The organism is Gaetbulibacter sp. S0825, assembly GCF_011777505.1.
In the GTDB taxonomy this organism is placed as follows: Bacteria; Bacteroidota; Bacteroidia; order Flavobacteriales; family Flavobacteriaceae; genus Pontimicrobium.
This window is the reverse complement of record NZ_JAATJT010000003.1, coordinates 199,650-213,349: the sequence shown is the minus strand read 5'-3', so window position 1 is coordinate 213,349 and position 13,700 is coordinate 199,650. Positions and strand designations below refer to the sequence as shown.

Sequence of the window (13,700 nt, the reverse complement as noted above, 5' to 3'; positions counted from 1 at the left end):
AAAAAAACAAGAAAAATAATTCTTTGGTGAGAATAATTTAAATTAACTAGTACCATTTTCTACGGAATAATCCTAAAAGAGATTTTGGGTCTACCGTAAATACAAAGCGTATTTTTTGATCGTAATTTGGTTGTCCTATTTCCCATCCAAGATTTGAGTAAATAGGGAAGTAGACTTCAAAATAATCGGTAACTAAATTGACTCTTAAACCTGAATCATATTGAAATTTGACAGGATTAAGGGCATTTTTCACTAAACCAAAATCGGTATAGGCCTGAATATATTTCCAAAGAGTAGTACTAAAATTGACAGAACTTATCCACCTGTTTGCAAATGGGGTATTTAATTTTGATTTAAAACCACCTTCGGCTATAATGATTTGTTGACTGAATATTCCTGAAGCTTCTGAGCGCCCTAAATAGTTATAATCAAATAAATAATCAGTTGGTCGATCTAGAGCGAAGCTAAAATAATCGGAACCTGTAGGGTTTTTGTTGTATAAAAAAGCACCAGCAAAAAAGCGAATATTGATTTGTCTGTTGCTTTCAAATAGTTTTCTAAATTCATAATTAAACGATAGCTTTCCGAAATTTTTTGACAACTGAAAATCGGTAAACCACTTGTAATAGTTTATCAATCCTGGGTTTGTATTGACGTACCTTGCGTTAAAAATACTATAGTTTGGGTTGGTGTTATTGGCTATGTTATTAATATCTTCATCTCTGTTAATATCTAAATACCTAAAATTAAGAGATTGAAATTTGTTTGATCTATAGTCTGTATGATCTCTAAAATTAAACCTTAAATAAGGTGTGATAACTCTTGCGAATAAATCTGGCGCATACGAAGAGTACTTCCCAGATAGCCCATATGAAACTGCATATAAATCCTTGTTTTCAATATTATGTGTGTAACTGACTGAAGCCGAAAAAGTAAATGACTTAGATTTTGTACCATAATTAGGTGAGATTTTATAATTAAATCCACGACGCAATAAGGTTTTGTTATAAAATTTTCCACCAAGAATCAATCCATCATATATATTTCTAAACTCCACAACTGGCATTAAAAATAGTTGTGTTTTAGATGGATCTTCCAAATCCTTAAATAGTCTAACTTGTAAAGGTTTGTTATTTGCTAAAAAACCGTTTAAAGACTTCCAGTTGTCTCTTAAGTTGTATTCTGGAATAGAGTTGTCGTAATTTAAAACTAACTTGTTAATGTCATGTTTTGGAATAGTAATGGTTTTACTATTCTTGATATTCTCTATCCAAGTTTTTGATGTTACAGTATCGTTTCTTAGTGTGAACAACGAAATTGGCATACTGTTGTTTCGCTTATTCTTTATGGTAAGTGTTACAGAGTCTTCAGTCTTTTTTACAGCCTTAATTTTAAAATCTATCTTTTTATTGGTGTTGATGTACTCTTTAAAAAACCAATCGAGGTTTTTATTGGTTTTAGATTTTAAAAATGTTTCAAATGCTTTGGTAGACGTATTCTCCAGTTGGTTATTTTTTAAAAATTCCTTTAGTGTGTTTTCTAAAGTTTGAGCGTTAATAAAATCGTCCAGGTATTTTAATCCAACTCCAGCTTTATATTTATTTGCTAAATCACTATTAAAACGCAATAGAGAATCTTTTGAAGTTGTTAAAGCTTGATCTCTATTGGTTCTGGCCATGTGTAAATACACTAAATTATATTGCTCATTAAATTTTAAAGATGCAGCATGAAAAGATCTTAGTCCCCAAATTTCGGCTAGAGTACCAGCTAATTTCATATCTGGATAATTCTCTTCAATATATTTAATTAGAAAATATACTTGAATTCCATCTTTTAGCCATTGCTCTTTCCTTGGGTTGATAAGTAAGGTGTTGTCTAGATAATTACCAAGAGTGGTTTTTAATAACTGTAATTCGTATTGGAAATTTTTAGGAAATGGTCTTATAAAATCTGGTAGTTGGTTTAAACCATACACAGGATCTTTTTTAGTATCAATATTTGAAACAATAAGTTTTTTATGAGGATATGATCCAAGATGTTTTGTTACAAAAGCTGTTATTTTATCAGTGATAATGGCTTTTTTAGATGGTTCTAAATCTTTTTCGGTGTAATTTGATACTATAGAAAAATTATCAGTTTGAACTGTTTTATAGGATGGTAGTTTTTGTAAAAACAATTTACTATCTACTCTATTAGTTCCTTGCAAGAGAATTGTTTGAGAATTGTTGCTTTGCGTGGTATTTACTAAATCTAACTCTGAAGTCAACACATAATTTCTCGGAAACTCTACTTGTAACGTTATGTCAGCTTTTGGGATAAAAAGATCATCCAAATTTTTATTGCTATAGTAATTCCAGTCGCCATTATATACAGCTGGTGTTATGTACCAATATTTTAAGTTGTAATCTTTTAAAGGCGTGACACCATAATCTGTGAATTTTGTTTTGGGCAGTTTTACAATATATTCTAATATAATATTATAGCTTTCGTTAGGAAGTAAGGGATTTGCTAAATCTATTTTTAATACATCTGGATGTTCTTGTAGCCTTTCAAAATTTAAACGGGTATTTTTTGTATTGACTATGGATGTTATAACCGTAAATCCACGTTCTTCACTTTCGGCAAAATGAAATTTGCCATCATACTCTTCGGAAAAACGTTTAGCTAAAGGCGTTGATTTTGTTGAATAGCTATTACTCCAATCGTTTAAATAGATATTCTTTAAAGTGTCTTTCGATACATTTTTATAAGCAATGAACTGGTGGATTTGTATTTGATCAAATTCTACATTAAACGTCGCTTTTATGTCAATTTTATCTTGACTGAATGCGTTAGCACATACTAAAGCAGCAATTAATATATGTAGAATTTTGTTTCTCAAATTAGCGTTTGATAAATTTTAAGGGCTCTGTTAATTTTTTGTCAGCAATAATATAATACATACCAGTTGACAAGTATGAAACATTTAAAGTTGCAAAATTCCTATCATTAACTTGGAATTCTTTCATTTTTTGACCTAGAATGTTATAAATAGTTAATCTATTTATATCTAGTTGCTCACTTATTTTTAATGTAACGATGTCACCCACTAAATTACTTCCCTCAATAGTTATTCCGTTTTTAAACTCTACTGTTTTGGTATTTAATAAAGACCTATTGGTTTCTAATGTTAATGTTACTGGCAAGTGGTCGCTAAAATAGTAAAGCGCATCTCTAATGGATTGGCTAAAGGAGGCACCACTACAATTCGCAGAATTAATATCAGCGTTATAACAGTTAATATTATTATTGTTTCCGTAGGCTTGATAAGTTCCAGAAACAAAAGAAATATCAGGATTTGTAGTCATATTTTCAGATGTCATAATAAAATCAAATCTATCGTCAAAACCACCACTTGCGCCACCTAGAGCATTTGTGGTTCTTGTAGATTGTGTAAATACATCCAAATATGTTGTGTTATTACTCCAGCTTCCAATACGATTTGCTGGATCCATTAAGGTAATATTATTGGTGTTATCAAGTAATTCTTGAAAAGCAGGTTCAGAAGAGGTATATAGGTTTAAATCTCCAGCTAATAAAATATTACTATCGTTAGGCATCGTACTTAGATATGCCACAAAAGCATCAACCATTTGTTTGCGTAAATTTTTGTTGGCAGTTCCGCTGGAAGATTTTAAATGCGTTACAAATACGTCTAGATATACAGGATTACTAGCTTGATCGGTGGCGTTTAACTTTAATTTATAATGATTAAAATCACGGTAAATAGTTGTAACAACTGCTTGCGATTCTAAAATAAATTTAGAGCTATCATAAAAAATCATATTCTGTAATTCATTCTGGTCACCAAAATTATCATCAGAAGTGTTTTCTACAAAAGCGGCTCTTTGGTAATCTGGATTAATAAATTGCATGGTTTGCAATATGGTATTTGCTCCAGCTTCAGTGTTTAACTCACAAATCATGAATAAATCAGGCAAATAGTCATTTAGAACCACATCTAAATGTTGAATCCTACTTGCTGGTTGCTGTAAGGGAAAGTTTAGCACATTATAAAACATAGCTTTAAAGGTTTCTTGTGAAAACCCAAAAAAACTAGTGAGCATTACTAAAATTACTACTATGTATTTTTTTACCATTCTTAGGGAGAAAGGATTAATTATATTAAAAGTTTGGACTTAGCTCGTATTTCTTATAGAATGAATCTAAAATGTCAATAACTTCAGCTTCTGTATCTACTAGATTGATTAAATCTAAATCGGTTGCGCTAATATTTCCAAATTTATCAAGTAGCGTGTCTTTAACCCAATCCATAATACCACTCCAAAACTCAGTGCCAACTAGGATAATTGGAAACTTCTCAATTTTATTAGTTTGAATAAGAGTCATCGCTTCAAACAATTCATCAAGTGTGCCAAAACCACCAGGCATTACCACAAACCCTTGTGAATATTTTACAAACATTACTTTTCTAACAAAGAAATAATCAAAATCAAGGCTCTTGTCACTATCTATATATGGATTGTCATGCTGCTCAAAAGGTAAGTCTATATTTAATCCAACTGAGGTTCCTCCAGCCAGATGTGCACCTTTGTTACCAGCTTCCATAATTCCTGGGCCACCACCTGTAATAACGCCATAACCAGCTTCTACTATTGCTTGGGCTACACTTTGCGCTAATTTGTAATATTTATTATCTGGTTTTGTTCTAGCAGATCCAAATATGGACACACAAGGACCAATGCGACTTAATTTTTCATAACCATTTACAAATTCTCCCATGATTTTAAAAATTGCCCATGAGTCATTTGTTTTTATTTCATTCCAACCTTTTGGATGTAATTCCTTATTCATAAATTCTTTTGTTTAATTTTAACCAAAGGCTAATTTAGTTCTTTTTTTAGGAACTTAGCTGTATAGCTTTTTGGATGTTTTGCTACTTCTTCGGGAGTGCCTTCTACAATGATTTGTCCACCACCTTTACCACCTTCATAGCCAATATCAATAATGTGATCTACCGTTTTTATAACGTCCATATTATGTTCAATAATTAGCACAGTATTACCTTTGTCTACTAACTTGTTAAGTACTAACATTAATACTCTAATATCTTCAAAATGCAAGCCAGTTGTAGGCTCATCGAGAATATAAAAGGTGTTTCCTGTATCGCGTTTACTTAATTCGGTAGCGAGTTTTATACGCTGTGCTTCACCACCTGAAAGTGTCGTACTTTGTTGACCCAAAGAAATATAACCCAAACCAACATCTTGAATGGTTTTTAGTTTTCTATGAATTTTTGGAATCAATTCAAAAAACGGAACAGCTTCTTCAATAGTCATATTCAACACATCGCTAATCGATTTTCCTTTGTAGCGTATCTCTAACGTTTCACGATTAAAACGCTTGCCTTGGCAAGTTTCACACTCCACATAGACATCTGGCAGGAAATTCATTTCAATCACTCGCAAACCACCACCTTTACAGGTTTCACAGCGTCCACCAGCGACATTAAAACTAAAACGACCAGGTTTGTAACCACGTATCATCGCTTCAGGAATTTTAGCAAACAAACTCCGTATTTCACTAAAAACGCCTGTGTATGTAGCAGGATTACTGCGTGGTGTTCGGCCAATTGGCGACTGATTAATATCAATCACTTTGTCGATATGCTTTAAGCCATTAATTTTGGTATAAGGCATTGGTGTTTTTACACCATTAAAATAGTAGTTGTTTAAAATAGGGTAGAGGGTTTCGTTAATTAATGTGGACTTCCCACTACCAGAAACACCAGTAACACCAATCATTTTTCCTAACGGAAACTTTACCGACACATTTTTTAAATTATTCCCAGTGCAACCAGTTAAACTCATTGTTTTTCCGTTACCGTTGCGTCGTTTTTTCGGAATCTCAATTTCTTTTGTTCCGTTTAAATAATCTGCGGTGAGTGTATGGTGTGTTAATAGTTCTTTAGGAGTCCCTTCGCTAATAATTTCACCTCCATGTTTTCCTGCAAAAGGACCAATATCTATCACATGGTCTGCGCGTTCAATCATGTCTTTATCATGCTCAACCACAATGACTGAGTTACCAATATCTCTCAGAGAGATTAACGAATTGATGAGTTTTTCGTTATCACGTTGGTGTAAACCAATACTTGGTTCATCTAAAATATAAAGTACGCCAACCAATTGCGACCCTATTTGAGTTGCTAAACGAATACGTTGTGCTTCACCACCAGAAAGAGATTTTGAGCTTCTGTCTATGGTTAAATACGTAAGACCAACATCTAATAAAAACTGAACTCTTGCCCTTATTTCTTTGATGATTTCTTCTGAAATTGCTTTTTGCTTATCCGATAAATGGTTTTCTAGATTCTCAAACCAATCTGCTAAATCAACAATATCCAAATTGGCTAATTCCGAAATGTTTTTACCATTAACTTTAAAGTATAATGATTCTTTCTTTAATCGTGAACCTCCACAATCGGAGCACACCACCTTATCCATATAGTCTTTTGCCCAACGTTTAATTGAGGTAGACTCTGCATTTCTATATTGGCTCTCAATAAAATTAGCTATCCCTTCAAAATCGATGCTATAATTTCTTGATACACCTAAGGTTTTACTATCTACGGTAAATTTTTCGTTACCACCATACAAAATCATTTGCATAGCATCTTTAGGGATTTTATGTATTGGGTCAGCCAAATCGAATTCATAACGCATTGCGATTGCTTCCAATTGCTTAAAAATCCAAGAGTTTTTTTGTGGTCCTTGAGGTGCTAATCCACCATTTTTTATAGATAATGTTGGGTCTGGAATAATCTTTTCTTCATTTACTTCGTATAAGGTTCCAATACCATTACACTTGCTACAAGCGCCTTTTGGAGAGTTAAATGAGAAGTTATTTGGCTCAGGGTTTGGGTACGAAATTCCAGATGAAGGACACATAAGGTTTCTACTAAAATAGCGAACTTCGTTGGTGTCGTTATCAATTACCATAAGCACATTGTCACCATGATACATGGCAGTATTAATGCTTTCAGTGAGGCGTTTGTCGTTATCAACATTCTCATCAATTTTGAGTCTGTCAATCACAATTTCTATATCGTGAGTTTTATAACGATCCAGTTTCATGCCTTTTACAAGGTCTTTAATTTCTCCATCAGTTCGCACCTTTACAAAGCCTTGTTTGGCAATTTGTTCAAAGAGTTCGCGGTAATGTCCTTTTCTAGAACGTACTACTGGTGCTAAAATATTGATACGTTTGCCTGCGAAACTCTCTATAATCAAGGCTTGAATTTGCTCATCGTTATAGCTTACCATTTTTTCGCCAGTGTTAAAACTGTAGGCATCACTTGCACGTGCATATAACAGACGTAAAAAATCGTAAATCTCAGTAATCGTGCCAACAGTAGAGCGTGGTGATTTGCTGGTTGTTTTTTGCTCTATGGCAATAACTGGCGAAAGACCATCAATTTTATCGACATCTGGACGTTCTAAACCACCTAAAAACTGTCGTGCATAGGCAGAAAAAGTCTCAATGTAGCGTCGTTGTCCTTCGGCATAAATGGTGTCGAACGCCAAGGATGATTTACCACTACCAGATAAGCCTGTAATTACTACAAGTTTTTCTCTAGGGATAGTCACATCTATGTTTTTTAGGTTGTGAACCCTAGCACCTTGAACATCTATATAGTCTTTAAAATTGGTCATAAATTGGCAAAGTTGCAAAGGTACAGATTTTATAGGTAAATACGAAGCAAAGTACTAACAGTGAATTGTTGATAAGTGTGGGTTTATATACGTAGTTATACGTATTGATTTTATCACTTTAAAAGGCTAACTTCGTTTAACATTTAATATAAACAATTAAAAAAGTTTATATTAAAGCATTAAACGAACTTCAGAAAAAACACTTTCAATTACTAATACTTAATCCAATCAAAGAAAACGATTTATATCAAACCAAAGGGTTTAAAGAAGCGGGTATATTAAGAGATAGTATTTTTAAAGATGGAGAATACCAAAGCCTAATAATTATGTCGATACTCGAATTGGAATATAAAAATTAAAAAAAATAAGTTTAACATGGAGTTTTTCCGAATTATTAAACAAAAGACACAAGATAAAGATATACAAGAGCTATTAACTCTAGAAAACCTAGAATTGATGAGCAATGAAATAATTATTATTAGTATTCGAAATAATATTGAAGCCAGTATTGGAAGTATTTGGGGTGAATTTACTTTAACTAGAAATGAAATTAGAGGAGGATTGCGTTTTACATTGTTAGAATGTCCTAATGCTTTAACGTGGACTATTACAACTGGACTTCAGCCAGAAACAGAATCTATAGTTATCCATCTAACAATAAATCGAGAAGAACAAAAAGAAACATTTATTGAAGAGATTAATGAGTTTTTAGATGATCAAAGTAATTGTTTGCAACAAATTTTTCCTTCATAAAATCATCTATTTTAAGCACATAGTATAATTGTTATACAAAAAACAGTGTCGCCTACCAGCCACCACCTCCGCCGCCACCGCCTCCGCCGCCAGAGAATCCACCACCACCAGAACCACTACCACTGCTTGATGGTGGCGTTGCAGATTTGCTTAAGGAATTGGATAATGATGAATTTAAGGTATGGTTAAAGGTCGAGAAGTTGCCAATACGTCCTCCAGTGTACCATGTTGGTTGATAGCTTTGGTCTATTAGCGATTTATCAATGAGGTTTTGGAATTTGTTTCCCCAGACATCTTCTGCTCCTAACACGACTGCATATGGCAATAATTTTTCAAAAATTTCAGGAGTTAAATTTGGTGGATTAAAGTGGGCAATTTGCTTTTCTTCGGCTGCACTCATGTACATTTTAAAACCATCAATTAATGACTTAAGCCTTAGTTTTTCTACAGCAGGTTTTCTAATTAAATATTGGTAAATTAAAAAGAATACAATATTTGAAATCAAGAATAAAACGAATATCACTCCATCATTTTCACCTTGGAAATATTGCGACGCTAAAAAGACAAACAAAAACACATAAGCGATGATTGTTAATATTGGAACTACCCAAAATTTTGCATTGAACCCTTGATAAATTAAACCATGATGCTGTTTCCTTAATGATGATTTAAAGGCGCTAACCGCGCTTTGTATTTTTGAGTCGTATTTTCCATCTAAGGTTACAGTAGATGTGGTCGAAAAAAGTTTTTTAAACAGTACACGTTCTTCATCGTTGAGTGCTCCTGTATCGTCCTTTACTTTATGGATAAAAAACGTTTTGCTTTTAAAGATGCCAAAAACATAATCTTGAGTATCTTCTTCAATTTTAAGATATCCTTTTACTGCTAAATTTAAAATGGAACCTGTAATTAAATCGCCATGATAGCGGAACTTATCTAACATGCCAACTGAAGCAGGTGTCATATTTTCTGGAACTTCAAATTGGGGAAATACCGTTGGTTTTTCTGGGTCAATACCAAACTTTAACCAAGTAAAACCGTAATAAAATAAAAGTATTAAACTTATAAGTCCACTTAAGATAAGCGCTCCAAACTTTTGAAAAAATGTTGGAGGAGGTGGTGGTGGAGGTTGATTTACAATGCCTTTGTTAAAACCTACTGCAACCGTTAGGTTTTCTCCAGCTCTAAAATTATTAGCATTAAAACTTATACTATTGTCTGATATTATTGTAGCACTACAGTTGCTACTTTCGCTGCCATAGCTACCGGTATAACAAGCGTTTTGAATAATGCTTCCGCCTTCTGGTAATGTGATTTGACTGGACACTTGACCAAAAGGCAACTCCCAATCAAAACCATTGACATTCCAGTAAATTTCATCGTAAGTGTCAAAAAACCGAATTTGTCCACTCATACGATAAGTAATTGTGTAGTCGTATTCACCTTCATTTAAAAACACATCACTTTCTCCAACATAAATGGTAATGGCATTACTTGCTTTTTCTGTATGGTATTTTGAAACTCTACCATCTCTTTCTACAGACAGTATTTTATAATCTAATCTTACGCTTCTACCAGAACTATCTCTACTTACTGTTGGTATAGTACGAGTAATACCTCTTTTAAAAACGTTTCCGTTAGCATAAATTTTAATAGATTCTTTTACAGTGATGGTACTTGAGGTGTCTACTTCAATGTCTGAATGAAATGAAAGCACTCGTTCACTTTGCGAAAACAAAGAAAAAGTGTTTGTAATTAATAGTACAATAAAAAAGAGTTGTTTCAACGCTTTAAAATTTTACTTGAGGGTTTTGTCTTTCAGCTTCAGTGTCAATTTCAAAAAATACTGCTTTGGTGAATTTAGTAATTCCAGCAATAATATTTGAAGGAAACGAATCTATTAATATATTATAATCTCGCGTTGTACCATTATAATATCGTCTTGATTTTTCAATGTCAGATTCTACAACAGACAATTCGTTTTGCAAGCTTAAAAAATTCTCGTTTGCTTTTAGCTCAGGATATTGTTCTGCTACTGCAAATAAATTTATTAGCGATTTGTTTAATTGATTTTCTGCAGCTTGTTGTCCTTCAACAGTCGTCGCATTTTGTGCTTGACTTCTTGCTTTAGTGACATTTTCAAAGGTTTCCTTTTCATGGCTTGCATAGCCTTTTACGGTTTCAACTAAGTTTGGGATTAAATCATAACGTTTTTTTAATTGCACGTCTATGCCACTCCAAGCCTCGGCTACGAGTGTTTTTAATTTTACTAATCTGTTGTAAATTCCAACACCATAAAATGCTACTAATACTACAAGACCAATTAATGCGTATGTTACTGTCATAGTAATTAAATTTTAAGTATTAAAGATATTAAAATTTAATGAAAAAGCTATGTCTTTAAAATACTAACAAAAGCATAATAAATTGTATAATTGTAAAGTGCTATAGATACGATTTGTAACTTTCTGTGCAGTTAAGCTACATATACATAATCAATCAAAACAATCAACTATGTATTCAAACAAAAAAACTGGAAGAATTTCTGGCTTATTATTTCTATTCGTTTTTATTTCTGGTGTAGTCATCTTTCAGGTGCTACAAGGTCCTGTACTTTTCTCAGATGATTTTCTTACGTCTACATCTGAAAATTCAAGCAAAATTATTAGTTCTGCATTACTCGGTATTTTAAGTGGTCTAGCATCTATCGTTATTGCGACGTTATTGTTGCCGATTTTTAAAAAACACAGCTACTACGTGGCATTTTTATATCTGACTTTTTGTATTCTAAATTTTATTGCGCTCATGCTTGATAACGTAAGTGTTGTATCTATGTTGGAGTTAAGCAATGACTATGTAACCAATGGAGATTCTAATACGTTACAAGCAATGGGCAATCTAGTTTATGAGAAACATCACTGGACACATTATATGTATTTGCTAGTTTCTTGCTTTCCTGTATTTGTGTTGTATTATGGTTTTTATATTTCAAGGATTGTACCAAGAGTAATCTCTATTTTTGGAATATTTGCTGTTTTACTCATGTTTGTTGAGGTGTTGTTTTCAATTTTTGGACAGAGTATAAGTATGAACATGATGCTTCCAATGGGATTAATACAATTAGCACTTCCAATTTGGTTAATAATTAAAGGCTTTAGTTCTCCAGAATTAAAAGAGGAAAGGGAATAAGAAAAATGGCACACGACGTGGTTAAGCTAAATCATACTTTTTAACTTTCGAAGTTTTCAAAAAAATCTATATACTTGTATAGTAATAAGACAGATTCCCACTTTTACGGGAACTTTAAATAAATTTATATGAGATTATTAGGGATAGGCTCTAGAATAAGCCACTCAGACTTCGGAAAAGGCGTAGTGACAAATGTAACATCAAGACATTATTGGGTAACCTTTATAGACAAAGGTTTAGAGACCATAGAATTAGATAGCGAATTTGAAGTGATTGAACGTTCAAACGCAGACGATGTAGATACAGTAAGCTTGTTTGATGTCGAAAGTAGTTTAGTAGAGATACTCAAAAAGTGGAGTGATGCTAGTGAGGTTGTGCCCATTGCAGATAAATGGAAAGGTGGTAACCTTATTCTAGAACCTGGAGATACAGCGTTGCAAAGTAAAGAAGTGCCAATAGATACATTTTTTCATAAAATAGTCATGCTTCGCGACAGACTACGAGTGATGGAGCAAAAAATAAACTCTAGTAAAAATCTTGACGAGCAAGAAAAAATAGACTTGCAACAATACATTACGAGATGTTACGGGAGTTTAACAACGTTTAATGTGTTGTTTAAGCAAAAAACACAACAGTTTTCAGGGCAGAGTAGTAAGTAGGATTACCTCGTCGTTTTAATATGGTTTATTTCAAACCCAAAGAAGAGTATTTTATGAAAGGTTGGGAGTTGTGCTCCTGTTTTAGTGGTTGTCCAATCACTCCAAGAAGCTTCTAGGCCATCCATAGGTAAAAGGTCTGTCCACATTTTAAATTTAAGAGGTTTTCCTGTGGTATCAAACGACCATAGATACGAATCACCTGGAGTCGTGCCACCTTGTGTGTAAGTGACTAACAGTGCATCTTTGCCATCTCTTTTTACGACACTGCGTTTTACACCATCGTCATAGACTTTATAAGGAGCAGCAATCCAAAAAGAATCATTATTAAAATAATTTAATGCTGTAGTAACTAATGCATCTTTTTGATCGCCAATAATATTAAAGCTATGGACGTAAGCCTTACTTCGTTCAGGGAAATTAAGATGTAAATCTACTTTAAACTCTTTCCAACGAACAGTACATAAATTATTGGCTTTATCCCATTCGTAACGACGTTTGTTTTGGTACGTCCACTCAATATATTCTGTTTTTTTGTATGCTTCGTAATCTAAAGCATCTAGCATATTATCTGCTAAAGCATCAGCTGCTTCACCTTCAATCCCAACAGGCACATCCTCGTTGTATTTAAAATAAATGTAGCCTAAAAGGAGTAAGGTTGGCAATGTAAAAAACACAACCACACCAGCTATAATTTTTAATGTCTTTTTCAACTTCATTTATATAATATTTCTAATAGCTTCTCTATGGCTTAAAGGCTTTAAACTGGTTGAATTTACGAAATTTAATACAGATTGAGGGCTTGTTTTTCCATATTCTCGTAGTGCCCAACCAATGGCTTTTTGTATAAAGAATTCATTAGATTCTTTATGAGCCATACATTGTTTAAACAATAACTCTTCGTCGGTATTGTGTTTGTATCCCAACTGAAAAATAATCGTGCTTCTGTTTAGCCATATATTATCTACGTTTGAAAACCTAGTTATGGTTGTTTTAACCATGTCTGGATACATGGTTAAATAGTTACCTAAGACCCATTTGGCGATAAAATCGACAGTGTCCCACCAAGAGTTTTCCGTGATTAACCTTTCAATTAAAACAATATCATCTTTTAGATATTTTTTGCGGAGTTGTTTGTCGAAAATCTCATTAGCTGTAAGGTGTAATTCGCGCTGAGGCAAATCGTATAATTGAAAAGTAAGTTCGCGAACATTTGTAACCACTTCTTCTTTATTATTGGCTATGGCTTGTTTTAAAAGCGTTCTACGTTCCTTAGTTTTTATACCATAAAACTCGAATTGACCTCTCATGTAATTTTTCATGTGAGTTGCATTTTCGGCATTGGCATGCTTACTGTATAAGTCGATGAGGTCTTTAATAAACATAT

Annotated in this window: 11 protein-coding genes; 3 read left to right on the top strand and 8 right to left on the bottom strand. The window is 33.2% G+C overall.

Annotated features, from left to right (window positions below; translation table 11 throughout):
• Positions 1-46 precede the first annotated feature (46 nt).
• Genes HB672_RS12030 through uvrA form a run of 4 tightly spaced genes read right to left on the bottom strand, consistent with a single transcriptional unit; the run spans position 47 to position 7,715 of the window.
• Positions 47-2,881: a M1 family metallopeptidase gene (locus HB672_RS12030; RefSeq protein ID WP_167769777.1), complete on the bottom strand. Its 2,835-nt coding sequence runs from the start codon at positions 2,879-2,881 to the stop codon at positions 47-49.
• Between the two features lies 1 nt (position 2,882).
• Positions 2,883-4,139 (bottom strand): T9SS type A sorting domain-containing protein, encoded by a 1,257-nt coding sequence (locus tag HB672_RS12025; protein WP_167769776.1) that lies wholly within the window; start codon positions 4,137-4,139, stop codon positions 2,883-2,885.
• 25 nt (positions 4,140-4,164) lie between these two features.
• Positions 4,165-4,854, bottom strand: a complete 690-nt coding sequence (locus HB672_RS12020; protein WP_167769775.1) for a TIGR00730 family Rossman fold protein — start codon at positions 4,852-4,854, stop codon at positions 4,165-4,167.
• A gap of 29 nt (positions 4,855-4,883) precedes the next feature.
• Positions 4,884-7,715 carry an excinuclease ABC subunit UvrA gene (gene uvrA / locus HB672_RS12015; RefSeq protein ID WP_167769774.1) on the bottom strand — a complete coding sequence of 944 codons (2,832 nt, stop codon included), beginning with the start codon at positions 7,713-7,715 and terminating at the stop codon, positions 4,884-4,886.
• 375 nt (positions 7,716-8,090) lie between these two features.
• Between uvrA and HB672_RS12010 the strand changes: the two genes are divergently transcribed.
• Entirely contained in the window at positions 8,091-8,468 is a 378-nt protein-coding gene (locus HB672_RS12010) for a hypothetical protein (protein WP_167769773.1), read from the top strand.
• Between the two features lie 52 nt (positions 8,469-8,520).
• Here HB672_RS12010 and HB672_RS12005 read toward each other — a convergent pair whose 3' ends face one another.
• Positions 8,521-10,254 (bottom strand): DUF2207 domain-containing protein, encoded by a 1,734-nt coding sequence (locus HB672_RS12005; protein ID WP_167769772.1) that lies wholly within the window; start codon positions 10,252-10,254, stop codon positions 8,521-8,523.
• 4 nt (positions 10,255-10,258) lie between these two features.
• Positions 10,259-10,813, bottom strand: a complete 555-nt coding sequence (locus tag HB672_RS12000; protein WP_167769771.1) for a LemA family protein — start codon at positions 10,811-10,813, stop codon at positions 10,259-10,261.
• Positions 10,814-10,982: 169 nt separating this feature from the next.
• On the opposite strand from HB672_RS12000, the gene HB672_RS11995 reads away from it, so the two are divergent.
• Together HB672_RS11995 and HB672_RS11990 are read left to right on the top strand one after the other, a co-directional pair.
• Positions 10,983-11,657, top strand: coding sequence for a DUF4386 domain-containing protein (locus HB672_RS11995; protein ID WP_167769770.1), 675 nt, complete (start codon positions 10,983-10,985; stop codon positions 11,655-11,657).
• A gap of 128 nt (positions 11,658-11,785) precedes the next feature.
• The gene (locus HB672_RS11990; protein WP_167769769.1) at positions 11,786-12,316 is read left to right on the top strand and encodes a hypothetical protein; all 531 of its coding nucleotides are present in this window, start codon (positions 11,786-11,788) and stop codon (positions 12,314-12,316) included.
• A 2-nt stretch (positions 12,317-12,318) separates the two neighbouring features.
• Here the strand turns inward: HB672_RS11990 and HB672_RS11985 are convergent, their stop codons facing one another.
• Positions 12,319-13,032, bottom strand: coding sequence for a hypothetical protein (locus tag HB672_RS11985; protein WP_167769768.1), 714 nt, complete (start codon positions 13,030-13,032; stop codon positions 12,319-12,321).
• A complete protein-coding gene (locus HB672_RS11980) occupies positions 13,033-13,698 on the bottom strand; it encodes a DNA alkylation repair protein (RefSeq protein ID WP_167769767.1) in 666 nt (221 codons plus the stop codon). It lies immediately after the preceding gene.
• Between the last annotated feature and the right edge of the window lie 2 nt (positions 13,699-13,700).